Genomic DNA, 25,914 nt, shown 5'->3' on the forward strand with positions numbered 1-25,914 from the left:
GAGTGTGTATAAGAGACAGGGGGACGGTGTGGGAGTGGGGGTGACGTGCGTGCTCCGCGGGTGCGGCGCACCGCTCGACGCGTCGCTCCGCCCGCCTCCCAGGAGGTACGCCGCCGAACCCAGCAGGCCGGCGGTCACCAGCAGGCTGGTCAGCAGGCTCTGGCCCCGGCGGCGCGGCCGTTCCCGGCGATGGGCGGACCGGCGTCGGCGACCGGCGCGGTGACTGGCCGTGGTGCTGCCGGTGGCGGGTGCGGATTGCCGCTGTCGTGCCGAATGCATGGCAGCTCAATCTGGTGATCCCAGATGATCCCCATGAGCCGGTGCCGTCACGGAAAGATAACGACGCCCCGTGTTCCCCGGCCCATGTGATCGTTGTGTAACGGCGGTCGGAGAGGGGCCTTCCTCGGGACGGTCATCTCGTCCGGTCTGCTTACACTGCCGAAATGCCACGGGTCCTGATCGTCGAAGACGACCTAGATGTCCGCAGGGCCGTCCAACTGGGTCTGCGGCACCAGGGGCATGAGGTCTTCGCCGTGGAAACGGGGGAGGAAGGGCTGGAGCAGCTCCTCCCCTTCCGGCCGGACGTCGTCGTGCTCGATCTCATGCTGCCCGGCATGTCCGGCCTGGACGTGTGCCGCCGGATCAGGGACCGCGACCAGGTGCCGATCATCATGGTGACGGCCCGGGGGGACGACGTCGACGTGGTCGTGGGACTGGAGACCGGTGCGGACGACTACGTGGTGAAGCCCGTGCAGGCCCGGGTGCTCGACGCACGGATACGGGCCGTACTGCGCAGACAGGACGCGTCGCTGCCGGACGGCACCCGTCCCCGGGCGGAGACGCACGGCGAGCTGGTCGTCGACCGCGCCGGGCTCGTGGTGACGCACCGCGGCGAACCCGTCACCCTCGCCCCCTCCGAACTGCGGTTGCTGCTGACCCTGTCGGCCTCGCCCGGCCAGGTGTTCAGTCGCCAGCAGCTGCTGGAAGCGGTCTGGGAACACAGCTACCACGGCGACATACGGCTCGTGGACGCCTGTGTGAAGCGACTGCGCAACAAGCTCGGCGAGGGCAGGAATCCCCGTTACGTGCAGACCGTACGCGGATTCGGTTACCGCTTCGGCACCTCGTGAGCGACCGGACGTCCGCGCGGACACGGAGGACCGTACGGACGCGGAAGACCGCCGGGGAGCGGAGAACCGCACCCGAGGTCCCCACGGCTGAAGAGCCCCCCGCCGCCGTACCGGGTGCCGGCCCCCGGCGGTTCCTCCGGGCGGCCCTGGCACGCATCCCGCTCCCCCTGCGCGGTCTGCGCCCCCGCCTGCTGACGTCCTTCGTCCTGGTGGCCATGGCCAGCTCCCTGGGCACCGGGGCCCTCGCCTTCCGCGAGGCGCGCACGGGGGTGCTCCAGCAGAGCCAGGACTCCGTCATCAACCGGTTCCGTACGAGCGTCGACGCCGTCGCGCCCTCCATCCCCATTGCCCCGAACCAGGCGGACCTCCAGTCCGCGGTGGACCAGGTGCTGTACGCGAACCGTTCGTCGGGCTGGCGGATCATGGCCACGTACGGTGGCCACCGCGCCTATGCGCCGAGCGCCGGTTTCGTCGAGCTGAGCCCCGAAATGCTCCGGTCCGTCCGGGACCGACGTGTCGCGGTGTTCCAGCGGATGAACGTCGACGGGCGTCCTCGTCTCGTCGTCGGCATGCCCGTCACGTACACCTGGGGCGAGGGCCTGGAGACCAGGCTCTCCGGGCTCGTGATGTACCTGGAGGTCCCGCAGACCACCGAAGAGGGGTACATCGAGGCCATGGTCCACGGCATCGAGCGGGCCACCCTGGTGGCCCTGTGCCTCGCCGTCGTCCTGGCGCTGCTCGCCGCGAGCGGCGTACTGCGTCCCGTACGGGCGCTGCGCCGGGCGACGCGCCGGATGGCCGCGGGGCATCTCGACGTCCGGCTGGACGTCACCGGCTCCGACGAACTGGCCGATCTCTCCCAGTCCTTCAACGAGACGGCGGCCGAACTGGAGCGGACCGTACGGGAGCTGCGCCGCCTGGAGGCCCAGGGGCGCCGCTTCGTGGCGGACGTCTCCCACGAGCTGCGCACGCCGCTGGCGGCGATGTCGGCGGTCACCGACGTGCTGGACCTGGAGGGAGAAGGGGAGACCGGTGAGGCGCTGCGGCTCATCAGCGAGGGAACGAACCGGCTGAGCGGATTGGTGAACGACCTGATGGAGATCTCCCGTTTCGACGCGGGGGCGGCCGAACTCAACCGGGACGAGATCGACCTGGCCGAGTCCGTACGGCGCACCGTCGCCTCCCGGTGGCGGCAGGAGCAGGTGGAGACCCGGCTGCCCGGACCGGGTGAGCTCCGCGCGCGCGTCGATCCGCGCAGACTCGACGTGGTGACGGCCAATCTGATCGGCAACGCGCTGCGGCACGGAGCGCCGCCCGTGCGGCTGACCATGGGGGTACGAGTGGACGGGGCGGGCATGGCGTGGGCCGTCATCGAGGTGACCGACAACGGACCGGGGATCGCCGAAGAGGCCATGCCGCACATCTTCGAGCGGTTCTACAAGGCGAGCACCTCACGGGCCAGGAGCGAGAGCAGCGGGCTGGGTCTGGCCATCACGGCGGAGAACGTGCGCCTGCACGGGGGGCGCATCCGGGCGGCGAACCTGCCCCGGGGCGGCGCGGTGTTCACGGTCGAACTCCCGCTGTACCGCGACGACACCGACACCGAGGCCGACGGGGGCACCCGGTGAGGGGCTCGCGGACGGCAGCGCTGCTGTCCGGGCTCACGGCCGTGGCCGCGGTCGCGCTCACGGCGTGCGGAGTCCCCCCGTCCGGTGTCATCGAGACCGGTGCGCCGGCGAGCGGCATGTTCTCCCCCAGTGCGACACCACCCTCGACGCCCGCCACCATCCCCCTCTTCTTCCTGCGCGACGGGGAGTTGACGCCCTACCCCCGCCGGATCGACGACGCCGGGGACCTCGAGGCCGTCGTACGCCTGCTGTTCGAGGGGCCGACCGCGAACGAGGCCGCGATGGCCACCACGGAGCTGCCCCGCCTGACGGACGCGCCGCGGATGGCGATCGACGGCGGCATCCTCTTCGTCAAACTCCCCGGTGAGACGGCTCCGCTGAGCCGTCGGGCCATGCTCCAGCTGACGTGCACGGTGAACCACGCGGCTTCGCCGGTCCCCACTGCCGTCCCCCGCGCCGACGCGGAAGCCGACGGCGACACCGCGCGCCGTTCCGCCGCGCCCAGCAGCCTCCATGTGTTCGGGGACGGATGGGCGATGACGCAGTCGGACCACGCGTGCCCCGTCGTGTCCCCTCCGCAGGAGCAGCCGGAAGCACCGACCCCGTGGGGGCCCTCCGGCTGACCACCGGACGGCCCCCGCCCAGGACGGCCCCCGCCCAGGACCGGAACCGGCCTTCCGGCCACAGCCCCCGCCTGACCGCGCGGTGGCAGGCCGGCCGACCGCTTCCGGGCATATGCCTCACTCGTTCCTGTGAGGCCTTCTACACTCACCGTCACGTGACGCACCGAAGTGGGGGCCGGATGGCGCTGAACGAGACGGCCGGGCAGGGGGACGGCACCGCGGCGGGACCGACGCCGGAAGGCCTGCTGTCGGTCATGGGGGCCGGTGCGCTGGAACCGTACATGGCTCCCCGCGGCCTGGGGGTCGTGGTTGAGGGAGTCACCGTGCTGGACCCGCTGGAGGCGGGGCCGCCCCGGGGGCAGGTGGTGCTGGCCGTGGGCGTCGATCCGCACGCGACCGCCGCCGTCGACGTCGTGCGCGAGGCCGCCGGATCGGGCGCGGCCGCGGTGGCCTTCGGGCCGGGGAGGTCGGGGCGGCCCCCGGAGGCGCTGCGGGCGGCCGCGGATGCGGGCGTCGTCGGTAGTACCGGACGCGGCAGTGAAACCGAACCGAGCCCGGGTGTCGACGACCAGGCCCGTGCTCATGGCGGCCTGACGGCGAGCACGTTCGCGGACGCGGGGCTGCCACCGTTCGCGCACCGCGTCCGCAAGGCGCCGGGCAAGGTCGGCACGGGGCCGACGGATCTGGTCCTTCACGTACCGCTCCATCGTGCGCTGCGAGACGCCGAGCCCGTCAGCCACCGCGCGGGTGCCTTTGAGCTGCTTCACGAGGTAGCGCATCTGCGCGCACGGCCTGACGATCGACGAAGTGGCCACCATCCTGAGGGTGCGCCGTGCCACTGTGTCCGGCTGGGAGTCCGGCAAGACCGAGCCCCGCCCGCCCGAGCGCGACGTCTACGCCCGGATGCTGGACAAGCTCGCGGAGCTCTACCTCACCGCCCCGGCTGCGCCCGCTCCTGACACTGCGGCGCCAGCCACGTCCACTGCCGCACCCGCCCCGGCGCAAGCGCAGACCCCGTCCACGAGCCAGACGTCCGAGGCCACGGACACGTCTGCATCCGAGAACACCCAGGCCTCTGCCCCCGCTCCTGCCGCCGCTGCTCCGGCGGTCGCGTCCCGTCCGGCGCGCACCGCCAGGCCGTCGTCGACGTCGCGCCGCCCGGGTGCGAAGCAGGCGGCCCCGGCCGGCACCCCGGCGGGCGGCGCCGACCCGCGGTTCGAGAACGGGCCGCTGGCGGTCGTCGACGTCGACACGGATGGGCAGGTGCTGGCGTACTGCACCGGCGGCCTGGTCCTGGACGTGCCCGCCAAGTCGCTCCCGGCCCTGGTGGAGTGGACGCTGAAGGAGGCGAAACTCGGGCAGCCGAGGCTGTCCGGCCCCGGCAAGGACGCCGACCCGCTGCTCGTGCTCACCGAGGCCGCCCTGAAGCGCTACGGCCTTCCCACCACCCTCACCGAGGAGGAGCGCCTCGCCGGACGGATCCCGGAGAACCACAAGGTCATCAAGCAGCTCGCGCGCGCCGACTGGAAGCTGACCAAGCGCGGCCTCGGGCCGTGGGCGCGCATCTACCGCCCCGCCACCGGCTCGGAGCGGGCCTGCGTCCAGCTGTGCATCCCCTCCTGGCACGCGCTCGACTCTCGGCACTGGGGCGCGGCCGCACAGCTCCCGCCGGCCGAACTCGCCCGGGTCCTGGGCGTGTACGCCTCCCGCGTGATGACCCCGCGTGGCTCCACCGCCGTGACCGGCCTGGAACTGATGACCGCGCTGCACCCGCCGACGCGGGCCTCCGAGCCCGACGCCGACGGCAAGCGGCACTCCGAGCACAACCCCGGCTCCCTCGGGAAGGACCCGGTGGACTGCGCGCCGTGCGAGGCACCCGACGGACACCCCGTCCTCAAGGACCTACCCCGGTTCCACGTGCGCGGCCCCGGCGGAGAAGCTCTTCGAGGAGGCGTACGACTGGGCACGGCCGATGACCGACGCGGAGTGCACCCTGCGCCTCGCAACCGGCGATCGGCTTTCACGGGGGTCGTAACCCTCCGCGCGTGACACTGTGACGCAGATCACGTAAGGCGTAGAACCTGTGCGCATCATCGGGCGTCTGGCTGGTGTGAGATCACGCGTGAGAACACTGGACGAGCTGGACGAGGAGCGCCTCGTCCGGCTGGTGGCTAGAGGTGACCGCGGGGCGTTCGACGAATTGTACCGGCGCACGTCGCCGTGGCTGGCTGTGCGTTTGCGCCGCCGCTGCGCGGACGAGCAGATCGTCGCCGAGGTCATGCAGGAGACCTATCTGGCGGTGTGGCGCGCGGCCGGTGCGTTCGCCGGGAGTACGGTCGGCGGGACGGCCGTCGGATGGTTGTGGACGATCGCGGCGCGCCGCCTCGTCGACGCGTTCCGGCGCCGTGCCCACCATGCCGAGCCGCCCGTTGCCGCCGCCGAGCGGGCGGTGGTGCCCGCGGCGGAGGACGAGGCACTGGCCGGGACCGTCGGCGGGGACGTCGGTGACGCCCTTCGGCAGCTGGCGCCGGAACTTCGAGAGGTCCTGCAGGCCATGGTGCTGGACGGGTTCTCCGTGCGGGAGACCGCCGTCCTGCTCAGACTGCCCGAAGGCACGGTCAAGACCCGCGCCCGCCGGGCCCGGATCGCAATGCGGGAGGCGCTGAGATGAGCGGGGAACACGTGTCGATGCGGCTGCTCGACGACTACGCACGTGGTGATACGGAGATGGCCGTGGACACGGTATGGGCGTTGGAGGCCCATCTGGAGACGTGCGCGATGTGCCGGAGTCGTCTGGCGGCCTCCGTGGCCACCGAGGTGCCCGGCATCGCCACGCTCCTCGACACCGTCCAGGCCGGTCTGGAACCGCAGTTGGACGCAGCCGTCAGGACACCCTCGCGGCGACGCCGCCCGAGGTGGCTGTCGGCCTGGCTGACGCCGGCCATGGCCCCGTGGCTGGCCATGACCGGCGTCGTTGCCCTGATGGCGCTGCTGCTGGACTCGCTCGCCCCGCCTGCGTTCTTCGGCGACATCTCTCCCGTGTCGGCGATCGCACCCGTGCTGCCGCTGTGTGGTGTCGCCGCATCGTGGTCGCGCGGCCTGGACCCGGCGCACGAAATGACGGCCTCGACCGCCCGAGCCGGCCTGCCCCTGCTCCTCAGGCGCACCACGGCGGTTCTCGTGGTGGTCCTGCCCGGGCTCCTGGTGGGGGGCTGGCTGACCGGAACCACGACGGCCGCGCAGTGGCTGTTGCCCTCCCTGGCCTTCACCTCCACCGCCCTGGCGCTGGGCAGCGTGGTCGGCGTGACTCGCGCCGCCACCGGGCTGGCGGTCGCGTGGGGCGTCGTCGTCGTTGCACCCACGTGGATCACCGGCCACGTCCCCCTTGCCCTGCGAGTTGTTTTCCGGCCCGACCAACTGCCCGTATGGGGGCTGCTCCTCGCGCTCGGCATTGGCGCCGTGATCACCCGCAGAAACGCGTACTCAACGCTGTGAAACCATCGTCGACCTTCGAAAGGGACCCCCGCACGATGCCCACCACAAACGCGGCCGACACCGCGCCGAAAACCTATGCCTGGGAGATCCGGGCCAGCGGCCTGAGGGTACGCGTCGGACGCAAGAAGATGGCCGTTGACGGACTCGACCTCTGCATGGGCATCGGCACCCACGGCCTCCTGGGACCCAATGGAGCAGGAAAAACCACCCTGATCCGGACGCTGGCCACCGTGCTGCGCCCCACTGACGGCGAACTGGAGATGCTCGGCACCTGCGTGGGCCCGATGGCTGACCACCGGGCCCTGCGCCGCCGGATCGGCTACCTGCCGCAGGATTTCGGCTACTACAAGCGCTTCACGGTGCGTGAGTTCGTTGAGTACATGGCCTGGTTGAAGGAGGTTCCGAAGGCGGCCGTCCCCGCAGCCGTCCAGCGGGCCGTGGAACGGGTGGGCCTGGCGGACCGCGCCGACCAGCGGATGAAGACCCTGTCCGGCGGCATGGTGAGGCGGGCTGGCATCGCTCAGGCCATCGTCAACGATCCCGCGGTGCTGCTGCTGGACGAGCCGACAGTCGGCCTGGACCCGGCGCAGCGGTTGCGCTTCCGCGAGCTGTTGCAGGAACTGGGCCGCGACACGTGTGTGGTCGTCTCCACCCATCTGGTCGAGGACGTCGCGGCCGCCTGCTCCGACGTGGTGCTCTTCGCCGACGGCCGCCTCGTCTTCCAGGGCACGCCGGACGACCTGGCCGCGGCGGGCGGCCCCGAATACCCGGGCGGCAGCCCTCTGGAGCGCGGCTACTCAGCACTGCTCCAGGACTCCGAGCAGCCGGGAGGCACCTGGTGAACGCGCGAGTCCTGCGCACCGAGCTGAAGCGCTCCATCGCCCCGTGGCCCGGCATCGTCGTCCTGGCGGGCAGCCTGGCGGTCCTCCTGCTGATCGACGGGCTCTGGTGGCAGGGTGACGCGGGATGGACGGCTCAGTGGACCTCCATGGCCCTGTGGACCCGGTACCTGCTGAGCTTCTGGTGGCCGCTCGTGGTGGGTCTGGGCGCGGTGCACGGGCTACGCGACTCCCGCTCGCGGATGGCCGAACTGCTGACGACCACGCCGTTGCCGGCCTGGCGCCGTGCGGCGCTGCCGGCCGGCGCAACGGCACTCGTGCTGACGTCCGGCTTCGGCCTCCTGGTCCTCGTAGGCGGAGTCCAGGTGGCCCTCGGCGCCACCGCCTACACGAGTCTCGGCTGGCTACCGATCTCGCTGGTGGCGGCGCTGTCCCTCGTCGCAGGGGCCGTGTTCGGCATGGGTGTCGCGCGGGCCGTGCCCTCTGCACTCACCCCGCCGGCCCTGACGGTGTTCCTCTTGCTGACGGCCCTCTCCCTGCAGCAGAGCAATGAGGAGGCGCTGCCGTCGAGCGTCGCGCCGAACCGGCTCGCCCTACTGTTCCCGGCGACTGCGGAGCCGCGGGAGATGCTGCTGACCCTGTCCGGCTCCGTCCACCTCGGCCAGACACTCTGGCTGCTCGGCCTGCTCGCCACCGGTTTCGCACTGCTGTCGGCCGCGACCCTCCGGGCCCGACTGCTCGCGGTGGCCCCCGCCCTGGCCGGCGCAGCCCTGGCCCTGCTGATCCTCCCGGCCACTCCGCGCGACACCTACGTCATCGACAAGGCCGCCGCCACCCTGGTCTGCGACGGACCGGTGTGCGTGACGCAGGCGAACCGCTCACACCTGCCTGAACTCGCGCCGCGCGGCAAGGACGCGCTGCGCGTGCTGCACGACGCCCTGGGCAACAAGGCGCCGAACTCGGTGCGGGAGGAAACCGGGCTGCGCGCGCTCGGCGACGAACGCCGACTCTCCGGCGACGCGGTGCTGGTCGACTTCGGCGACCCGCTGATCGCCCATGCGACAGGGGCGGAACTGACCCGGCTCCTGGTCGCCCAGGGCCTGGCACCGAACTGCGCACCGCGCACCCCTTGGGAGGGCGGGGGGCAGGTCGACATTCCCGTACAGAGCATCGCCGCGAGCTGGGCACTAGGCGATCACCAGCTCAAACCGCTGCAGAAGCCGGACCCCTACGCGTACTCGCAGCGTGAATGGGCGGACGCCGACGTCGCCTGGCAACGGCTGATGGCGTTGTCACCGGCCGAGCAGCGCTCGCGGATCGCCGAGGTGCACGCCGCCGCTCTCTCCTGCACGGCCCACGACGAGCTTTCGGTGTTGGCGGGGAAGGCGTCGCAATGAGGTGGCTGATCCTGTACGCCCGTTCACGACAGGTGCCCACCTCGGCCGCAGCGGTCGCGCTCGTCGCGCTGGCGGCGTGGGCCTTCAACCAGGACGGCGCCGGCCCGGTGAACCTGGGGATCGCGGTCCTGATCCTCACCGCGAACGTGGCGGCCGCTTCCGTCGGGCTCGGTGGGCGGGACGTCGCGCTGGATCGGACGGCCGCGATCTGGTGGATGCCCCGGCGGGCGGCGCACGTGCTGCTGGCCGGCGCGGTCGCCGGGGCGGCTCTGCTGGCGGTCCAGGCAGCTGGAGCCAAGCTCGCCCCGGCCGCGCTCGTCGTCCGCGACAGCGCTGGCTTGGTCGGCCTGGCCGCGCTCGGGGCGGTGCTCTGCGGGGCCCAGTTCGCATGGACCCTACCGGTCGGCTGGGTCGCGTTCACCCTCCTCGTCCCGGCTCCGCCCGGCATCGCGGGAGAGGTGAGCGGCTGGATGATCATTTCCCCCGCTACGACGGCCTCCACCGCGACCGCGTGGGCCCTGCTGGCGACCGGCACCGTGCTGTACGCCGCAGCAGGACCGAGACGGTAACGGACGCGCCCCGCGCTGAGCGCTTCAGTTGGCGAAACTCGCCAACTGAAGCGCTCAGTCACGGCCCCGGACCGCAGCAGGTCCGGGGCTCGTTCGCGTACCCGCGGGGGTTCGGATGTTCATGCACGCGACGCCGCGCCCAACGAACACCGTCGCGTACGGGTTACGACGCGCGCGGTGGCCGGGCAAGCCGGTGCAGAGTGCGGCACGGCATGTCCTCCTCCACGCCGATGCCCAGGCACACGAAAAGTTCGGTGTCCTTCTTCTGCACCGCGACCGCGGCCCGCGCCGCGTCTTCCTCGTCCGGGTAGATCCAGAGGCTGGCCCGTCCCGTGTCTCCAAAGACGGCCATGTCCAAGAAGCCCTGTCTCTCCCGGTCGGTCTTCACCTCGAAGCGGACCGCCAGCTCGAACGGTTGAGGCGCCCGCCCGTACTGTGCGACATCCCGTGAGTTCCCCTGAGCTCTGCTGACTCCCTGGGCCCGTGGCCGGGGGGTTCTTCCTCCTTCGTGTGCTCTGGTGGCCTGTGACGTAACTTCGGGATTTCTGAAGCGTTCTCATCTCGTCCGACCGACCTGTAGTCGGACCGAAGGCGAGGAGGCTCGGGTTGGCGGCGCTGGCAGTCGTACGGGACCTGGGTGATCACTGGGCGCCCGCGTCGGCGGAGGAACTGGAGCGGTTCGAGACCGACGTGCTGTCAGGATTCGTTCTCGCGCGGGCCTCGGCAGGGCTGGCGGACGGCACCATTCGCGGGGACGTCGGTCACCTGGATCAGATCAGGTCCTGGTTCGGCCGACCGTTGTGGGACATGGAGCCCGCCGACGCGGATGCGTACTTCGGGAAGGTACTGCGGCACTCGCCCAGCGGCACCCGGCTGGGCCGGTCACAGGCGCTGAGTACGTACTTCATGTTCCTGGAGCTGCGGCACAAGGTCGAGATCCACCGGATGACCGGCCGGGTGGTCGAGTGCCCGATCGACGAGATGAACCGGCCGCGCGGGGCCAAGGATGCACAGTTGCGGATCCCGCCGAGCGAGCCGGAGGTCGGGGCGCTGTTCACGGGCTGGGGTGGCGAGCTGGCGACCTGCAGGAAGTTCGCCCCGACCGCCCGGAACTACACCGCCTCGAAGCTGATGTCCCAGGTCGGCCTGCGGGTGAGCGAGGCATGCGGCCTCGACCTGGACGACATCAAGTGGGACCTGGGCCGCTTCGGCAAGCTCCACGTCCGCCACGGCAAGGGCACCCGCGGCTCGGGGCCGCGTGAGCGGATGGTGCCGCTGATCAACGGTGCCGACCGGACGCTGCGGTGGTTCATCGAGGACGTGTGGGGTCAGTTCGACGACGATCACACACGGCCTGGTGCCCCGCTGTTCCCGAGTGAGCGGAAGAACACCGACGGTTCCGCACGCCGGGTCGGCGACGACGCCCTGCGCAACGGTCTCGACAACGCCGTCGAGGCTCATCTGCCGGGCTGGACAGACAGGTTGACGCCGCACGTCCTGCGGCATTTCTGCGCGTCCCAGCTCTATGGGAATGGGCTGGACTTGCTCGCGATCCAGGAGGTTTTGGGACATTCCTGGATTGCCATCACGATGCGGTATATCCACGTGCAGCAGACCCGGGTCGAGGACGCCTGGGTCGCCGGGATGGAACGGGCCGCGAAGCGGCTGGAAGGGCTGGCCCGATGAGGTGGAACCTGCGGCTGACCGCCGCGAACAAGGGTATCTGGAAGGCGTCCGAGCTTCAGCGGAGCCTGGCCGAGCACGGCTTGGTGATCTCGGCCGGAAAGATGTCCGGGCTGTGGTCCGGCCAGCCGGTCTCCCTCAAGCTGGACGACCTGGACGTCATCTGCGTCGTGCTGGGCTGCGAGATCGGCGACCTGTTGGTCCCGGAACCGCAGAAGGTTACCCGCCCCGGCGAGGAGAACATCAGCCGGACCGCTGTCGGTGCCGCCGCACCGGTTCCGGCGGTGGTGCCCAAGCGTCGCGACGGCCGGTCGCTGCCGCCTGCATGAGCCGGTATCCGAAGGCCTACTACAAGCCCACCGACTCCTGCGACGGCTGCCTGGCCTGGGGCGACTTCAGCGGACGGCTCTGTCCGACCTGCTACATGTTCGGCCGCAGCCACGCGACGGCCGTCTGCACCGGCTGCCGCCGTGTCCAGCCGCTGAAGTGGGATTTCTGTCGTCTGTGCTGGTGCCAGGCCCGGTTGGGGGCCCAGGCCGCTGTCGACCAGCTGGCCGCGGAGGCCGATGTGAGGGCGCGCCTCAACGCGGTCCGGCACCATCAACTGTTCTTCATGGGCATGCACCACCGCAACGGATCGGCACCCGCCCCTCGGCGGCGCGGCGGACGGCGGGGCGCCCCTCGCAAGCCGCCGCCCGCGCCGGCCTGGCGGCCGAATGCCGACTGGAGACAGCTGCCGCTGTTCGGACAGGTCCCGCGCGACTACGGCCTCCTCGACCCCTCCGGCGTCGACTTGACCAGCCCCTGGCTGACCTGGGCGAAGTACCTCGCTCACCGGTTCGCCGAGGCACGGGGCTGGGGACGCAACATCCGCTTCGCCGTCAACCGCGGCCTGGCCCTTGTCCTCACCGGGTACGTCGAGGGCGACGCCATCCGGCACAGCGAGATCTTCACCCCGCTCCGGTCCCGCGACCTCCCGGTCGGCCACGTCGTCACGGTCCTGGAGGAGATGGGGATCTTCGAGGACGACAGCGAACCCTCCTTCGAGGGCTGGCTCGCCGAGCGTCTGCAGGGTCTCGCACCCGGCATCCGCTCGGAGGCCGAGCGCTGGACCCGCGTCCTGCGTGACGGTGGCCCCCGCAGCCTCCCGCGACGGGAAGGCACGGTCTGGCTCTACCTCAACCGTGTCCGGCCGGCCCTGCTGGAATGGTCGGACCGCTATGACCACCTGCGGGAAGTGACCCGCGACGACGTCCGGACCTACATTAAGACACTGCACGGCCACCACCGGCGTGACCAACTCGTGGCCCTGCGCTCGCTGTTCTCCTGGGCCAAGCGGAATGGACTGCTTTTCCGCAACCCGACCAGCCGGATCAAGGTCGGCCAGTACGAGTACGGCGTGCTCCAGCCGCTGGTCCCCGCCCAGGTCGGCCGGTCCGTCGCGGCGGCCACCACCCCGGCAACACGACTCATCCTCGCCCTCGCCGCGGTGCACGCCGCCCGGGTCGCCCAGATCGGCATGCTCATGCTCGACGACGTCGACCTCGGCAACCGACGGCTGACCATCGCCGGACGCGTCCGCCCGCTCGACGACCTCACCCTGAAACTGCTGCTGGACTGGCTGGAGCACCGGCGAAACCGGTGGCCGAGCACCGCGAACCTCCATCTGCTGATCAACAACCAGACCGCCACCAAGACCAGCCGCGCCAGCAACCGCTGGATCAGCTCCTCGATGCGCAGCCAGGACGCGACGCTGGAGCGGCTCCGCGTCGACCGGCAGCTCGAAGAGGCCCTGACCCACGGGCCTGATCCGCTTCACCTGGCCGAGGTGTTCGGGCTCGACGAGAAGACCGCGATGCGCTACGCGGACTCCGCACGGGCACTACTGGAACAGGCAGCCGAGCACTCGGCATCGCCCTCAGGAAAAGAACTTGGCCCGGATTGACGCGACTTGGAGTCGGCGTCAGCAGATCCTTGGGAGAGGCGCAGGCACTCATCCCAGGCTTCAAGAAAGCTCTCGTAGGTGTTGAGGCGTTCTTGGCGCATCCAGTGACCGTGCTCGACGGCACCTTGGTCCTGTACTTGCCGCCGGACGGCTTCGGCGTTCTTTTCCGCGCCGAACTTAGCTGCCCGCGCCCCAACAACCGCTCCCAAGCCGGTTGCCCCTAACCCGATCACTGCGATGGCGAGAGGAACCACGAAATCCGTCACGGCGGCACATCATGGCTGCTCAATCAGTTCAAGGGAACACCGCGTCGTGCGGCCTGACAGCAGGACCAACGGCATCACAGCTCGTCAATCAACCGCGAATACATGAACATGTCCCGGCGTTCGTCCCCCACCTGTTGCCATCCACGCAGCACCGAGCGCAACCCGCGCGGAGCAACCTCACCGCTGCTTCATCAATGACGACAGAGGGTGTCGGGTTTACGGCCGACGATGGACGTATGCGCGAAACCCCAGAAGAACTCAACAAGCTCCAGTCCCTCCTCGACTCCTCCCTCTCCGGCTCGACCGCACACCTCCGCTCGATCGTCGAGGGCCGCACCATCACGGCGGCGCAGCTCACCGGGGTCCTCACCGGCATGTGCACGCTCGCCCTCTCCACGGTGACCGCAAAGGGCGAACCGCGGATCAGCGGCGCCGACGGGCACTTCCTGCACGGCCGGTGGCACTTCGGCACGGCGCGCAACGCCGCCAAGGCCCGTCATCTCGCGGCCCGTCCGGCCGCCAGCGTCGCGCACATGCGCGGCGAGGACCTCGGCGTGTTCACCCACGGCACGGTGGAGGAGCTGAACCCCGAGGACGCCGAGACCACGGCTGACTGGCAGGAACTCCTCGCCTACTTGAAGGACTTCTACGGCGACGACGACGCCTTCGACTGGAACCGCGAGGTCGTCTACTACCGGCTGAACCCGCACTGGATGACCGTCTACGCCCCCGACCTCGACAAGCTCACCGGCACGTGACGCCGGGCCCGTCGACGAGGGCCTGCACCTGCGCTTACGTGGGTGCGGGGCCGGTCGACGGCGCGCCGTCGCGTACCGCCAGCGCCGTGGCGACGGCCTCGCCCAGCGCCCGCCGGTACAGCAGCGACCCGAGGCTGCCCCGCCCCCAAGCTCTCAACTCCGCTTCGCTGCGTTCGAGCAGGGGGCCGCTCGGCGTCTTGCCGGTCCAGGGGACCAGGAACGGCAAGGTCGCGAGTTGGCCCCGAACCCACGGAAGCAACTCCGCAGAGCACGACGACGGACCCTTGAGTTCCCACCGAGAACCCTTCAGTTTGCGTGAACTTACGGGACTCAAGGCCCTGTTCTCCCGAAACTACGGCGAAGTGACAAGTAGCGCTCATGCAGAGAGTCGGCCAATAGCTCGGCCACCGCGCGGCAGCAGGTGCTCCCCCTCCGCCACGGTCTATGGGTGCGGTCTGCTCGCGCGCGTGCATCCATGACGGCGGCTGGACAGCGACTGGCCCGTGCCGGGTGGCCGCCGCTGTGGCACCCGAACAGGTGTCGGTCGTGCGTTGCGGCGTTCCCCGCTCCGACCGCACCGCGGAGCCGGGACCCAATGGGCATCATGTTTGCCCAGTTCAGAGACTGTCCACTTTTTTCCTACCTCTTCTGTGGACCGGCCAAAGCTGGATTGGGACCGAGGTCGGGCGCAAGAGTGTTGCCCATGACAGTTACTCGTTACCGCGTGCTGGTAGTCGTCTTGGTGGGTCTCCTTGCTGCGGCCGTCGCCGTGATCCTCGCCGCGCTCGACAAGCACGCCGTTACGGATGCCATCCGGAACGCTGGCGTCGCATTTGGCGGGACCACCACGCTGGGCCTGTTGCTGAGCACCGCACTCAAGGACAACCCCGGCCAGGGGGTTCAGTGACCCCTTACTGGAGCGAGGGCATGTATGTGGAGCCCACCTCAGACCAACCCGGCGACGAGAAGTGGTTTAAGAGGGCGTTTATGCAGGTCAAGACCTATATGCGGCTCTCGTCCCTGACCTGCTTTGAGGGCCTTCATCCCATAGGCAGCGAATGACGCTCTTCACGGTGAATGCTCGGTCATCCGTCTCGTTCGCTTCTACACCGGGAAGTCCGTCCGGTGTGAAGTTGCCGCGGAATCGCCCAATGAACAGCGGAACCGAGCACTCCGCCTCACCCATGATCACGCTACGTCGTGAGCGAGCGCAAGCCGTACCCCAGCGACCTGTCCGACGCCCGATGGGCCCTGATCGAGCCGACCCCGGCGGCCTGGAGAAAGGCCCGGCTCGACCGCAGGCCAACCGGGCAGACAGCCAAAGTCGAATTACGGGACGTTTTTAGCGCGATCCTCTATATAAACCGCACGGGAATCCCCTGGAAATACCCCCCGCATGACTTCCCGAACCACGCCACTGTCTATGCCTACTACGCGGCCTGGCGCGACGAGGGAATCTTCGCCCGGCTCAATGACGACCTGACCGGACTGGCCCGCGTGAAGGAAGGGCGCAAGCCCGAGCCGACCGCCTCCGTGATCGACACCCAGAGCGTGAAGACTTCCACCAACGTGCCCGTGACCCGCCAGGGAACGGACGCCGCGAAGAAGATCGTCGGCCGGAAGCGCGGCATCCTCACCGACACGATCGGCCTCACCCTCGCCGTGACCGTCACCGCCGCCGGCCTCTCGGAGAACGCCCTGGGAATCCGCCTCCTCGACCAGGCGAAAGAGACCTACCCGACCATCGCGAAAAGCTGGGTCGACACCGGCTTCAAGAACGCCGTCGTCGAGCACGGCGCCCGCCTTGGAATCGACGTCGAAGTCGTCAATAGGAACCCGAAGACCCGCGGCTTTCAGGTCGTCAAAAGGCGCTGGCACACGATCATGGACGGGCGGGTGCTGCGCTCGGGCGATCGTGTCGGCATCGAGCAGGAGATGTGGTCGCTGCTGGCGCTCTACCAACTCCTGCGCACGGCGATGGTCGATGCCGCCGAGTCCCGCCCAGGCACCGACCCGGACCGCTGCGGCTTCACCATCGCCCTCCAGACCGCCCGTGACCAGGTCATCAGGCCGCCGGCGTCATCGTGGACGCCACCGACCCAGTCGGCACCATCGGACGCCGCGTCCTGGCCGCACTCCTGCCGTCCCGTCGCCCCCGCGTGAGCACCCGCAAGGTCAAATCACCGGCCTCCCGGTACGACGAACGACACGATGATGGCAGACCCGAGCACAGCCGCACCGTCACCAGCCTCGACGTCAGTGTCCTCGAACCTTCAGAACCGCAGCCCGCGCTGCCCACCGCCTCCCGGGACGACCGGCATGCCGCCCCCGCCGGGCGCCGCAGACACCGAATCCTGGCCCTGCTCGAAGAGACCCCACCCGCCTGTGGAGACCCTGCGACATCGCGGCTCACTTCGGCGACGTCACCCTGGACACCATGTACAGGCAACTCTCCAGATGGGCCGAGAGCGGACTCATCCACGAGATCGGCCCCGGCCTCTGCACCCCCACAACTTGGTCACCAACTCCCTTGCAGTGACATGGAGATCGTTAACTACCCGGTCTTGGGACAAGGCCGGTCGATCGCTGGTGGCCCGAGATCGCCGCATCCATCGACACCGCCACAGCAATGCCAAGAGCGAGGGCATCAACCGCGTGACCAAGCTCGTCGCTCGCAACGTGTTCGACTTCCGCAATGCCGACCACCAGCGCCTACGAACACGTTGCGTCATCACCCGCCGAGCCCGCGGACATCTCCGCACTGCTCAACTTTGAAGAGTAGGTATTCTGTCAATCATGCGAGTTAAGGCTGCGGCGTGATCGACGGTCTCGAACGGGCCGTGCGGATACTGGACCTGTTCTCCTCCGATGCTCCCGAGTGGACGGTCAGCGACGTGTGCCGCGCACTCGACCTCCCCAAGACGACGGTCTGGGATTACATGCAGAGCATGGCCGCTCTCGGTCTCCTGCGCCGCACGGGGCGCGGCCGCTACCGGCTCGGATGGCGCTCCTTCCAGCTGGGACTCCGCGCGCGGATGACCTCAGAGATCTCCGGTCCGGCTTGGTCAGAGATGCGCGACCTGGTCGACACCCACCACGAGACGGTTCAGCTGGCGGCCCGCTACCGCGGCGAGGTCGTCTACCTGGAGAAGATCGCACCGCACACCGGGGTCCGAGTCAACGCGACCCGGGTGGGCGAACGACTCCCGGCGCACTGCACAGCGGCCGGCAAGGTGCTGTTGGCCTACCTCTCCCCCCGTGAGCTCCGAACCGTCTATGGCGAAGGCGAGCTGAGGTCTCTCACGGCTCGTTCCATCACCACGCTCTCGACGCTGGAGACGGAGCTGTCCTCGGTTCGTGAGCGCGGGTACGCCCTGGACGTCGAGGAAGCCGTCGAGGGCATGTGCTGTGTCGCCGCACCGATCAGCAATCGACACGGCGACGTGTCGTGGGCACTGAGCATGAGCTTCCTCGAGTACCGGTTGCCCACCCATGGAGATGCGTACGCCCGCGCCGTGCTCGAGGCAGCTCGACGGCTCTCCGAGCACGCACCGTGACTCGATCCATCGGATCGCCCGACTCCCGAGGTGGCGCTTCGGCGCCTGTTCGGCTGAGCCGAACAACGCGTTGTCGACGAATGTGGAGCAGGTTACGGTCGCGGAAACACCGCCTCCTTCTGGTGAATCCCAGATTCGGTTCGCACTGGCTGCGCTATTCACGTGAGCTGCAATTGCACTGATGCGCTCCACGTCCTCCAGCGCGCCGGTTCAACGCAATGGAGTCCTCTTGATGGCGAACGCAAACAACAAGGCGAGTCGACGGATCGGAATTGACATCGGAGGTACTTTTACCGATCTCTTCGTGGTTGAAGGGAACGGTGAGTCTCGTATTTACAAGTCCCCGACCACTCCGCACGATCCGTCCGTTGGCTTGCTGAACGGATTGACCAAAGCAGCCGACAGCTTCGGTGAGTCGTTGGAAGACTTCCTCGGCGGGGTGTCCACGATCGTGCACGGCACGACGATTGCGACCAACGCCGTCCTGACCCGTCAGGGGGCGAGGACCGGCTTCGTCACGACGCACGGCTTCCGTGACCTGCTGAACATGCGCCGCGGCATCCGGGAGCGCCAGAACGACTCCAAGTACGCGCCACCGGCTCCGCTTGTCCCCCGGAATCTCATCGCCACGGTCCGCGAGCGTATCGATGTATCCGGCAACGAGGTCGTGGCGCTGCACGAGGAGGACGTGCGTGCGGCAGCGCGCCAGTTCCGCGAGCAGGGCGTCGAGGCGGTCGCGGTCTCCTACCTGTGGTCCTTCCTGGATCCCGCTCACGAACAACGCACCGCAGAAATCCTGCGCGAGGAACTCCCCGGCGTCTTCATCACGATATCCAGCGATGTCGTGCCCCAGATCCGCGCCTACGAGCGACACAGCACCACGGTGTTGAACGCCTTCGTCGGACCCAAGCTGCGGAACTACCTGGCGAACATCAAGCAGCAGCTGGCAGACCGCGGCTTCGGCGGAACCCTGCTCATCGTGCAGTCCAACGGCGGTGTGATGTCGCCCGAGATCGCCAGTGATTCGGCAGTCAATGCCCTCATGTCCGGCCCGGCGGCCGGGCCGGGGGCGGCCCTGCAGTACGCCCGTCGGCACGGCTCCGAGGACGTCATCACCGTCGACATGGGAGGCACCAGTTTCGACGTCGCGCTGGTGCGCGACGGCGAGTCGTTGCTCACCAGCGACAGCGAGATCGGCGGATATCGAGTCGCCCTGCCCATGCTGGACATTCACACCGTGGGTGCGGGTGGCGGTTCGCTGGTGTGGGTGGATTCCGGCGGCATCCTCCGGGTCGGTCCGCAGAGCGCCACCGCCAACCCGGGGCCTGCCTGCTACGGCCGCGGTGGCGAGAACCCCACGACCACCGATGCCGATCTCCTCATGGGCTACCTGAACCCGGACATGTTCGGGGACGGTGCCTTCACCCTGGACGTCGAAGCGGCCCGCACGGCCGTCGAGGAGAAGGTCGCGAAGCCGCTGGGGCTCTCGGTCACCGAAGCGGTCGAAGGCATCTACCGCGTGGTGAACGCGACCATGGCCGAGGCCGTCAGCGCCGTCTCGGTCAAGCGCGGTGTCGACCCTCGTGAATTCACCATGGTGGTCGCCGGCGGCGCCGGCCCGATCCACGCCGTGCCGATCGCGCAGGAACTCGGTATCAACCGCATCGTCGTCCCCCGCGAGTCGTCGGTGTTCTGCGCCGTCGGCACCCTCCTGACCGACCTCAAGCACCTGTACGCGCGCACCTTCGTCTCGGACATGGACTCCTTGGATCTGGACCGGGTCAGCGAGCTGTACCGGGAGATGCGGGACGAAGCCGTCGAGACGCTCCGCTCGGAGAACGTGGAGGACGACGCGATCGACCTGTTCTTCAGCGCTGACGTGCGTTACATCGGCCAGTTCACCGAGATCGAGGTCCCCGTGACCTTCAACGGCGAACTCACCCCGGAATCGATCAAGCAGCTGGTCAGCGACTTCGAGGCGAAGCACGAGGCCCTCAACGGTTACGCCATGCCCGGGGAGGCCACCGAGCTCATCAACGTGCGCCTCACCTCGTTGGGTCGCACCGCCAAGCCCGCCCTCGCCGACCACGCCTCCGTGGGCGAGGACCCCTCGGCCGCGCGCAAGGGCACCCGTGAGGCGATCTTCTCCGGCTCACTCATCCAGACCGACGTCTACGACGGCCTTGCCCTGCGCCGTGACAACCGCATCCTCGGCCCCGCGATCATCGAGCAGCCCACCACCACCGTCGTCCTCATCGAGGGCTACGCCATGACGGTGGACTCGCAGGGCCACTACGTCATCGAGCCGGCGAACTGACCGGTTTGAAGGGAATCAATCAGATGACACAGACGCGACCCACGTCCAACCCCATTCTCGTGGCCGTGATCGGCAGCGCCCTGGACGGCATCACCAGCGAGATGGGCGAAACCATGCTGCGCACGTCGCGCTCGCCGATCTTCGTGGAAGCCCGCGACTTCGCGACCTCCATCTTCAGCGCAGACTGCCGGCTGCTCGCCCAGACCCACTACATTCCCGTCATCGGTGGGGCGACGCCGTTCGCCCTGCGCGCCATCGCGGAGTTCTTCGGTGATGACGTGAACGACGGCGACATCTTCATTCACAACGATCCGTTCAACGGCGGCTCGCATCTGCCCGACATCACCATTGCCCGGCCGGTCTTCTGGAACGGTGAGCTCGTCTTCTGGGCGACGACCAAGGGGCACAATGTCGACGTCGGTGGCGGCGGTGTCGTCGGGTTCAACCCCGGAGCCCGGGATGTCCTGGAGGAGGGCATCCGGATCCCCCCGGTCCGTGTCGTCGAGAAGGGCGAGCTGCGGCGTGACACCTGGGAGCTCCTCCTCTCCAACGTGCGGATGCGTGCCCTGGTGGAGAGCGTGCTGAACTGCCAGATCGGCGCCACTGCGATCGGCGAACGGCGCCTCAAAGCGCTCCTGGAGAAGTACGGACCGCAGACCATCAGCGACGCCACCGATGAGCTGCTGCAGGCGAGCGCACGCCAGGTCCGCGCTGAAATAGCTGAAATCCCCGACGGCGAGTACAGCGCCGAAGCGCTGCTCGACAATGACGGCATCGACAAGGACCGGTCCTACCGGATCGCCCTGACGATCAGGGTCGACGGCGAGAACCTCACCTTCGACTTCAGTGAGAGCGACGAGCAGGCCAAGGGCTTCATCAACAGCACGATCGCCAACACCGTCTCCTCGGCCCATCTGGCCCTGTTCGGCTGCATCGACCCGGACATTCGCTACAACGCCGGCGCCATCGAACCGATCGACGTCGTTGCCCCCGCCGGCTCCATCACCAATCCCCATGACCCGGCGCCCGTCGCCGCGTGTACCGTCCCGACCTGTGAGGCCATCGCCTCAGCGGTCTGGGTGGCTCTCTCCCAGGCCATTCCCAGCCGCGCCCACGCCGGCTGGGCCCGCTGGTGCACGCCTGCCACGATGGGGATGAATCCCCGCACCGGGCGTCACTTCGGCGACCTCCACTTCCTGGGCAAGGGCGGCAGCGGTGCCACCGAGGGCTTCGACGGCTGGGACCACCTCTCCCCCTCGAACACCCTGGGCGGACTGCGCGCTCCGGACCCCGAACTGCATGAGCTGGACACGCCGTACCTGCTGGAGGAGCTCGAGTACCTCCCCGACAGCGCGGGGGGCGGCCAGTGGCGTGGCGGTCTCGGCGTGCGTTACCGGTGGCGGGTACTGGCCGACGACATCGCCTGCGCCACCTACGGCAGCGGCTTCATGCCCGAGACCGCGCCCGTGGGCCTGCTCGGTGGCGAGCCCGGCATCGTCCAGAGCCTGACCCTGACCCGCGCCGGCGCCGACCCCGTCGAGATCGAGTCCAACTCGTTCTACACGCTCAACAAGGGCGATGTCTTCGAGGTCATCTCGAGCGGTGGCGGCGGGTTCGGCGATCCGCATCTCCGCCCCGTCGAGCTGGTGGTGCGCGACGTCCGGGACGGCGTGGTCTCGATCGACGCCGCCCGCACCGTCTACGGCGTCGACATCGACCCCGACACCCTGGAAGTCCGTCAGGACGAGACCCGGAAACTGCGCGCCGCGGGCTGACCACCGCGCCCCCATCCCGCTTTCGAGCAACGAAGGAAACCTCACCATGGCCAACATCAGCCTCGCCGTGGCCGCGAGCCACGCTCCGGGCCTGATCGGCATGTTCGATCAGGCGCCCCGAGAGTCACAACAGGTAGTCAGCTCCGCCTACGGTTCGTTGGCACGACAGATCCGTGAGGCCGATCTCGATGTGATCATCATGGTGGCCAACGACCACATGGCGAACAATCGCATCCGGGAATACCCGGATTTCATCGTCGGTATGGCACCCGAGCACCGCGGCCCGGCCGAATTCTTCAAGGACTGGCTGGCGTGCGACGAATACGCGATCCCGGGCCGCCCAGATATCGCCGAAAAGATCCTCAATGGTCTGAGCCAGCGGGGCGTGCGCGTCTCCGCGACCCGTGAGAATCTCAACTTCGACGACAACATTTCTGTTCCGGTGGTCAAGACCGAGATCGAAGCCAGCGGCGTTCCGATCATCCCCATCCTCCAGAACGTCACGGTTCCCCCCTTCCCCGATCAGCACCGCTGCTATGAGATCGGCCGGCAGCTGGCCGATCTCATCGAGAACGACCTGCCGTCCGACCTGCGCGTCGGCCTCTTCGCCACCGGCGGCATGAGCCACGAGCCCGGAGGTGTCCGGGACTTCTGGATCGATGAGGACTTCGACAACTGGTTCCTCGGCCTGCTCGCGAACGGCGACCACGACAAGGTCTTGGCCGAGGTCACCCTGCAGCGGCTGGAGGAGGCCGGCAGCGGCGGTACCGGAGAGCTGCTGAGCTGGATCCTCGTCATGGGAGCGATCGGCGAGCGGCACTGCAATGTGCTCGGGTACACCGCCTGGGACAAGTGGCGCTGTGGCATCGGTGCCGTCAGCTGGGACATGACGTCGGCGCCCGCCGGACGCTGAGAGGAGAGCTCACCATGAGTCTGGAAGGCATCAACCGAGCCCTGGTCTCCCACGATCTGGTGCAGGACCTCAAGTGGAACGCCGACCTGCGCCAGGAGTTCGAGGAGGACGAGTCGGCCGTGCTCGACCGCTACGAGCTGACCCCGGCCGAACGCACCGCCATCGAGGAACGGGACTTCCGTACCCTCTACGACCTGGGGTTCCACCCCTACCTCGGGGCACAGTTCGCCCGGATCCTCTTCGCCAACAACAAGTCCGGCGCCACCAGCGCTGTCCAGCATCTGCTGGCCTCGATCCGTCGGGAACCGGCTCCGGGCCACGGTGAAGCGAGCGAAGCGTGACGCAGGAGACCACCTGCCCGGCCCCGGCCGACTCGCCGGGGCCGGGGCACCGCGTCCACGAGCTCCCTGCCGGACCGGACACCGTTCGAGTCGGGGTGATCGATCCGGCCGCGCCGCCGGTGCTCACGATCGACCCCGGCGACGAGGTCACCCTGTCGACCTGGGGGCATTGGGGCGACAAGGTGACACCGGACACCGTCATGGAGGACTTCCCGGCCCTCCGAGCGGCCTTCCCGGACGCTCTCGGGCCCCACTCCCTCACCGGCCCCATCCATGTGCGCGGAGCGCGTCCCGGCGACACCTTGGTGGTGGACGTGCTGGCGCTCACGCCCGCAGCACACGGGTTCAACCTGGTGGTGGCCCAGCCCCGTGGCCGGGGCGTCCTCCGCGACCGGTTCCCCGCAGGAACGATCCGCCACTTCGACCTGGACCGCAGCTCCATGACCACCACCCTCGGTGGCAAGGTGCGCGTGCCCCTCAAACCGTTCCTGGGCATCATGGGAGTGGCGCCGGCCGAGGACGGTCCGCGGAGCACGGTGGAACCCGGCTGCTTCGGCGGCAACATGGACCTCTCCGCACTCGTCGTCGGCTCCCGTCTCAGACTGCCCGTCTTCCGGGACGGTGCCGGCTTCTACTGCGGTGACGGCCACGCGGTCCAAGGGGACGGCGAAGTGAACCAGACCGCCATCGAAACCGGCATGGACCATGTCCGGTTGCGGTTCACGGTGGAACAGGGAGTGCGGCTGCGTACCCCCCGGGCCGAAACCGAGACTCATTTCGTCTCCACCGGTTTCGGGAAGACCCTCGAGGACGCCGCCCATGACGCGGTGGACGACCTGGTGAACTGGCTGGTCGAGGAAGGCCTCGACCCAGAAGAGGCCTACAGCCTCTGCTCCATCGCTGCGGATGTCCGCGTGACCCAGATGGTGAACGGCGTCGTGGGCGTTCACGCCGTCATCGAGAAGCTCACCCGCCGGCCGTGACCGGCGCCTCGGCCGTTGCAGGACAGCACAGTGAAAGGAATGCCGATGACCACCATCGAGATCCCCGAGTATCGAACCGCCGCCTTCTTCGGCCTCGAAGACAAGTGGTTGCCCACCGGTGACGGCGAGCTCACCCACTACCACGAACTCGGCGAAGGGACCCCGATCCTCTTCCTGCACGGCTCGGGGACCGGTGTCACCGCCGCCGCCAACTGGTGGCTGAATCTGCCTCGCCTCGCGGAGCAGGGGCGCTGCGTCGCCGTCGACTCCATCGGCTACGGCCAGACCGTCGTGGCGCCGGGCACCGAATACGGGATCCGGGAGTGGGGCCGGCATGCGCTGCGCGTCCTCGACGCATTGGGCATCGACAAGACCTGGATCATCGGCAACTCGATCGGCGGCTGGATCGCCCTGCAGCTCGCCATCGACGCCCCCGAGCGTCTCCTGGGCATCGTCTCGATGGGCACCGGAGGCGCGAAGAAGACCGCAGCACTGGCGGGCCATGCCAAGCCCGAACTGTCGCCGGCCGGCATCCGCCGCACCCTGGAGCAGTTCGTCGTGGACAGGGACCTGGTCACCGATGAACTGGTCAACCTGCGCTATCAGGCAGCCCTGAACGACAGCGCGTCGAGCCGGCTGAAAGAGGTCGTGGCAGCCCGCGACCGCGACCGGGACGTGCTGCCGCTCGACCTCGACGCACTCTCGAAACTGGACATACCCGTGCTGCTGATCCACGGGATGCAGGACGTGGTCATCCCGGTCTCGCGGACGTGGGAACTTCTGAACACCATCCCGAACGCCGACGCACACCTCTTCAGCCAGTGCGGCCACTGGTCCCAGGTCGAACGCGCCGAGGAGTTCAACGAGGTGGTCGGCCAATACCTCCGTAGGCACGCGGGCCGCTGATCGCGGGCATCGACGTCGTCGACCCGGGCCTGATCCACGACATACGCATCGACGAGTCGAACGACCCTGACGTCGGCGGCCTGCCCGCTCACGAACGTCATCGAGGACCAGGCCAAGTCCGCCACGGAGGGCCTCGTCAGCGAGCTGCGCATCAACTGGGTCCGGATGCCGCCGTGGGGCCCCGACAAGATCACGGACGACGGCCGCGAGCAGCTGCGGGCGCTCGCGTTCAACGTCTGAGATCAACGTATGGGACAGCGACACGGAGACGGCGAGATCCGTACGGATCTCGCCGTCTCCGTGTGTCCCCGGCGGTGCGTGTCAAATCGTTCCCCCAATATGTACGGCCGTATACAACGCTCGCCAGGCTCCCGCCATGGGATACGTGATGCTCGCGGGTGCCATCACCGCCGAAGTAGCCGCCACGACCACCATGAAGTACAGCGACGGCTTCAACAGGCTCGGACCGTCGCTGGTGCCCCTCCTCGGATACGTGGTGTCCTTCGCGCTGCTCGCCCAGACCCTCAAGAGCATGTCCACCGGCACCGCTTACGCCACCTGGGCCGGGATCGGAACGGCGGCCGTCGCGGCGATCGGCCTGGTGCTGTTCGGGGAGGGGCGGAACCTGGCCAAGGTCAGCGGGATCGTGCTGGACCTGGGCGGAGCCCACTGATGGCCCGCCGCTACGACCCTGAGCGGCGGCAGCGCATCATCGACGCGGCCATCCGTGTGGTGGGCCGCAAGGGCATCGCCGGGCTGAGCCACCGCTCGGCCGCGGCGGAGAGGGGC

23 protein-coding genes and 5 pseudogenes are annotated in these 25,914 nt (G+C 68.9%); 25 read left to right on the top strand and 3 right to left on the bottom strand.

Annotated elements, in window-relative coordinates:
- Nucleotides 1-443: 443 nt before the first annotated feature.
- From B7L92_RS00195 to B7L92_RS00205, 3 genes are all read left to right on the top strand, one after another.
- The gene (locus tag B7L92_RS00195) at nucleotides 444-1,130 is read left to right on the top strand and encodes a response regulator (protein WP_081235485.1); all 687 of its coding nucleotides are present in this window, start codon (nucleotides 444-446) and stop codon (nucleotides 1,128-1,130) included.
- Nucleotides 1,131-1,345: 215 nt separating this feature from the next.
- On the top strand, nucleotides 1,346-2,758 hold the full coding sequence (locus B7L92_RS00200) for a sensor histidine kinase (protein WP_255310681.1): 1,413 nt from the start codon (nucleotides 1,346-1,348) through the stop codon (nucleotides 2,756-2,758).
- On the top strand, nucleotides 2,755-3,381 hold the full coding sequence (locus B7L92_RS00205; protein WP_081235486.1) for a GerMN domain-containing protein: 627 nt from the start codon (nucleotides 2,755-2,757) through the stop codon (nucleotides 3,379-3,381). The genes B7L92_RS00200 and B7L92_RS00205 overlap by 4 nt, the downstream gene beginning before the upstream one ends.
- 500 nt (nucleotides 3,382-3,881) lie before the next feature.
- On the opposite strand, the pseudogene tpg reads toward B7L92_RS00205, so the two are convergent.
- Nucleotides 3,882-4,199: pseudogene (gene tpg / locus B7L92_RS41765) on the bottom strand (telomere-protecting terminal protein Tpg); the annotation flags it as partial.
- Between tpg and B7L92_RS39065 the strand changes: the two are divergent.
- The 6 genes and pseudogenes from B7L92_RS39065 to B7L92_RS00240 form a co-directional block, all read left to right on the top strand.
- Nucleotides 4,159-5,392, top strand: a pseudogene (locus B7L92_RS39065) (helix-turn-helix domain-containing protein); the annotation flags it as partial. The pseudogenes tpg and B7L92_RS39065 sit on opposite strands and share 41 nt — an antisense overlap.
- A 111-nt stretch (nucleotides 5,393-5,503) precedes the next feature.
- Complete coding sequence (locus B7L92_RS00220; RefSeq protein ID WP_255310682.1) at nucleotides 5,504-6,052, top strand: RNA polymerase sigma factor; 549 nt, start codon at nucleotides 5,504-5,506, stop codon at nucleotides 6,050-6,052.
- A complete protein-coding gene (locus tag B7L92_RS00225) occupies nucleotides 6,049-6,876 on the top strand; it encodes a zf-HC2 domain-containing protein (RefSeq protein WP_081235487.1) in 828 nt (275 codons plus the stop codon). Before B7L92_RS00220 ends, B7L92_RS00225 begins: the two co-directional genes overlap by 4 nt.
- Before the next feature lie 35 nt (nucleotides 6,877-6,911).
- Nucleotides 6,912-7,718 (top strand): ABC transporter ATP-binding protein, encoded by an 807-nt coding sequence (locus B7L92_RS00230; RefSeq protein WP_081235488.1) that lies wholly within the window; start codon nucleotides 6,912-6,914, stop codon nucleotides 7,716-7,718.
- Nucleotides 7,715-9,112 (top strand): hypothetical protein, encoded by a 1,398-nt coding sequence (locus B7L92_RS00235; protein ID WP_081235489.1) that lies wholly within the window; start codon nucleotides 7,715-7,717, stop codon nucleotides 9,110-9,112. The genes B7L92_RS00230 and B7L92_RS00235 overlap by 4 nt, the downstream gene beginning before the upstream one ends.
- On the top strand, nucleotides 9,109-9,681 hold the full coding sequence (locus B7L92_RS00240) for a hypothetical protein (protein WP_081235490.1): 573 nt from the start codon (nucleotides 9,109-9,111) through the stop codon (nucleotides 9,679-9,681). Before B7L92_RS00235 ends, B7L92_RS00240 begins: the two co-directional genes overlap by 4 nt.
- A gap of 163 nt (nucleotides 9,682-9,844) precedes the next feature.
- Here the strand turns inward: B7L92_RS00240 and B7L92_RS00245 are convergent, their stop codons facing one another.
- Nucleotides 9,845-10,033: a hypothetical protein gene (locus tag B7L92_RS00245; protein ID WP_143626206.1), complete on the bottom strand. Its 189-nt coding sequence runs from the start codon at nucleotides 10,031-10,033 to the stop codon at nucleotides 9,845-9,847.
- A 254-nt stretch (nucleotides 10,034-10,287) separates the two neighbouring features.
- Between B7L92_RS00245 and B7L92_RS00250 the strand changes: the two genes are divergently transcribed.
- The 4 genes from B7L92_RS00250 to B7L92_RS00265 all read left to right on the top strand — a co-directional run bounded on the left by B7L92_RS00250 (nucleotide 10,288) and on the right by B7L92_RS00265 (nucleotide 14,333).
- Nucleotides 10,288-11,367 carry a tyrosine-type recombinase/integrase gene (locus tag B7L92_RS00250; protein ID WP_081235492.1) on the top strand — a complete coding sequence of 360 codons (1,080 nt, stop codon included), beginning with the start codon at nucleotides 10,288-10,290 and terminating at the stop codon, nucleotides 11,365-11,367.
- Nucleotides 11,364-11,693, top strand: coding sequence for a helix-turn-helix domain-containing protein (locus B7L92_RS00255; RefSeq protein WP_081235493.1), 330 nt, complete (start codon nucleotides 11,364-11,366; stop codon nucleotides 11,691-11,693). Before B7L92_RS00250 ends, B7L92_RS00255 begins: the two co-directional genes overlap by 4 nt.
- The gene (locus B7L92_RS00260) at nucleotides 11,690-13,309 is read left to right on the top strand and encodes a site-specific integrase (protein WP_081235494.1); all 1,620 of its coding nucleotides are present in this window, start codon (nucleotides 11,690-11,692) and stop codon (nucleotides 13,307-13,309) included. The genes B7L92_RS00255 and B7L92_RS00260 overlap by 4 nt, the downstream gene beginning before the upstream one ends.
- A gap of 502 nt (nucleotides 13,310-13,811) precedes the next feature.
- Entirely contained in the window at nucleotides 13,812-14,333 is a 522-nt protein-coding gene (locus B7L92_RS00265; RefSeq protein WP_081235495.1) for a pyridoxamine 5'-phosphate oxidase family protein, read from the top strand.
- Nucleotides 14,334-14,367: 34 nt separating this feature from the next.
- Here the strand turns inward: B7L92_RS00265 and B7L92_RS00270 are convergent, their stop codons facing one another.
- Nucleotides 14,368-14,559 carry a hypothetical protein gene (locus tag B7L92_RS00270; RefSeq protein WP_081235496.1) on the bottom strand — a complete coding sequence of 64 codons (192 nt, stop codon included), beginning with the start codon at nucleotides 14,557-14,559 and terminating at the stop codon, nucleotides 14,368-14,370.
- A gap of 498 nt (nucleotides 14,560-15,057) precedes the next feature.
- On the opposite strand from B7L92_RS00270, the gene B7L92_RS00275 reads away from it, so the two are divergent.
- From B7L92_RS00275 to B7L92_RS41770, 12 genes and pseudogenes are all read left to right on the top strand, one after another.
- A complete protein-coding gene (locus B7L92_RS00275) occupies nucleotides 15,058-15,240 on the top strand; it encodes a hypothetical protein (protein WP_081235497.1) in 183 nt (60 codons plus the stop codon).
- Between the two features lie 293 nt (nucleotides 15,241-15,533).
- Nucleotides 15,534-16,208 (top strand): annotated as a pseudogene (locus B7L92_RS00280) (IS5 family transposase); the annotation flags it as partial.
- 941 nt (nucleotides 16,209-17,149) lie between these two features.
- Nucleotides 17,150-17,890: an IclR family transcriptional regulator gene (locus B7L92_RS00290; protein ID WP_081235498.1), complete on the top strand. Its 741-nt coding sequence runs from the start codon at nucleotides 17,150-17,152 to the stop codon at nucleotides 17,888-17,890.
- Nucleotides 17,891-18,071: 181 nt separating this feature from the next.
- On the top strand, nucleotides 18,072-20,207 hold the full coding sequence (locus tag B7L92_RS00295) for a hydantoinase/oxoprolinase family protein (protein ID WP_107501327.1): 2,136 nt from the start codon (nucleotides 18,072-18,074) through the stop codon (nucleotides 20,205-20,207).
- Nucleotides 20,208-20,230: 23 nt separating this feature from the next.
- Nucleotides 20,231-21,982, top strand: a complete 1,752-nt coding sequence (locus B7L92_RS00300) for a hydantoinase B/oxoprolinase family protein (RefSeq protein ID WP_081235500.1) — start codon at nucleotides 20,231-20,233, stop codon at nucleotides 21,980-21,982.
- A 46-nt stretch (nucleotides 21,983-22,028) separates the two neighbouring features.
- Nucleotides 22,029-22,895 carry a DODA-type extradiol aromatic ring-opening family dioxygenase gene (locus tag B7L92_RS00305; protein WP_081235501.1) on the top strand — a complete coding sequence of 289 codons (867 nt, stop codon included), beginning with the start codon at nucleotides 22,029-22,031 and terminating at the stop codon, nucleotides 22,893-22,895.
- Nucleotides 22,896-22,909: 14 nt separating this feature from the next.
- Nucleotides 22,910-23,236, top strand: a complete 327-nt coding sequence (locus B7L92_RS00310; protein ID WP_081235502.1) for a hypothetical protein — start codon at nucleotides 22,910-22,912, stop codon at nucleotides 23,234-23,236.
- Complete coding sequence (locus B7L92_RS00315) at nucleotides 23,233-24,219, top strand: acetamidase/formamidase family protein (protein WP_081235503.1); 987 nt, start codon at nucleotides 23,233-23,235, stop codon at nucleotides 24,217-24,219. The genes B7L92_RS00310 and B7L92_RS00315 overlap by 4 nt, the downstream gene beginning before the upstream one ends.
- Before the next feature lie 45 nt (nucleotides 24,220-24,264).
- Entirely contained in the window at nucleotides 24,265-25,125 is an 861-nt protein-coding gene (locus B7L92_RS00320; protein WP_081235504.1) for an alpha/beta fold hydrolase, read from the top strand.
- 5 nt (nucleotides 25,126-25,130) lie between these two features.
- Nucleotides 25,131-25,365 (top strand): annotated as a pseudogene (locus B7L92_RS00325) (metal-sulfur cluster assembly factor); the annotation flags it as partial.
- Nucleotides 25,366-25,501: 136 nt separating this feature from the next.
- Entirely contained in the window at nucleotides 25,502-25,798 is a 297-nt protein-coding gene (locus B7L92_RS00330; RefSeq protein ID WP_081235505.1) for a DMT family transporter, read from the top strand.
- Nucleotides 25,795-25,908: pseudogene (locus B7L92_RS41770) on the top strand (TetR family transcriptional regulator); the annotation flags it as partial. The gene B7L92_RS00330 and the pseudogene B7L92_RS41770, both read left to right, overlap by 4 nt.
- Between the last annotated feature and the right edge of the window lie 6 nt (nucleotides 25,909-25,914).

This window comes from Streptomyces viridosporus (assembly GCF_002078235.1).
GTDB classification, from domain to species: Bacteria; Actinomycetota; Actinomycetes; order Streptomycetales; family Streptomycetaceae; genus Streptomyces; species Streptomyces viridosporus.

What these genes read in the sequence shown, in the direction of transcription:
- B7L92_RS00225 (WP_081235487.1), top strand. Translation starts at nt 6,049, where the DNA reads ATGAGCGGGGAACACGTGTCGATGCGGCTGCTCGACGACTACGCACGT.
- B7L92_RS00320 (WP_081235504.1), top strand. Translation starts at nt 24,265, where the DNA reads ATGACCACCATCGAGATCCCCGAGTATCGAACCGCCGCCTTCTTCGGC.
- B7L92_RS00200 (WP_255310681.1), top strand. Translation starts at nt 1,346, where the DNA reads ATGGCCAGCTCCCTGGGCACCGGGGCCCTCGCCTTCCGCGAGGCGCGC.
- B7L92_RS00305 (WP_081235501.1), top strand. Translation starts at nt 22,029, where the DNA reads ATGGCCAACATCAGCCTCGCCGTGGCCGCGAGCCACGCTCCGGGCCTG.
- B7L92_RS00265 (WP_081235495.1), top strand. Translation starts at nt 13,812, where the DNA reads ATGCGCGAAACCCCAGAAGAACTCAACAAGCTCCAGTCCCTCCTCGAC.
- B7L92_RS00195 (WP_081235485.1), top strand. Translation starts at nt 444, where the DNA reads ATGCCACGGGTCCTGATCGTCGAAGACGACCTAGATGTCCGCAGGGCC.
- B7L92_RS00300 (WP_081235500.1), top strand. Translation starts at nt 20,231, where the DNA reads ATGACACAGACGCGACCCACGTCCAACCCCATTCTCGTGGCCGTGATC.
- B7L92_RS00295 (WP_107501327.1), top strand. Translation starts at nt 18,072, where the DNA reads ATGCGCTCCACGTCCTCCAGCGCGCCGGTTCAACGCAATGGAGTCCTC.
- B7L92_RS00230 (WP_081235488.1), top strand. Translation starts at nt 6,912, where the DNA reads ATGCCCACCACAAACGCGGCCGACACCGCGCCGAAAACCTATGCCTGG.
- B7L92_RS00260 (WP_081235494.1), top strand. Translation starts at nt 11,690, where the DNA reads ATGAGCCGGTATCCGAAGGCCTACTACAAGCCCACCGACTCCTGCGAC.
- B7L92_RS00240 (WP_081235490.1), top strand. Translation starts at nt 9,109, where the DNA reads ATGAGGTGGCTGATCCTGTACGCCCGTTCACGACAGGTGCCCACCTCG.
- B7L92_RS00310 (WP_081235502.1), top strand. Translation starts at nt 22,910, where the DNA reads ATGAGTCTGGAAGGCATCAACCGAGCCCTGGTCTCCCACGATCTGGTG.
- B7L92_RS00255 (WP_081235493.1), top strand. Translation starts at nt 11,364, where the DNA reads ATGAGGTGGAACCTGCGGCTGACCGCCGCGAACAAGGGTATCTGGAAG.
- B7L92_RS00245 (WP_143626206.1), bottom strand. Translation starts at nt 10,033, where the DNA reads ATGGCCGTCTTTGGAGACACGGGACGGGCCAGCCTCTGGATCTACCCG.
- B7L92_RS00330 (WP_081235505.1), top strand. Translation starts at nt 25,502, where the DNA reads ATGGGATACGTGATGCTCGCGGGTGCCATCACCGCCGAAGTAGCCGCC.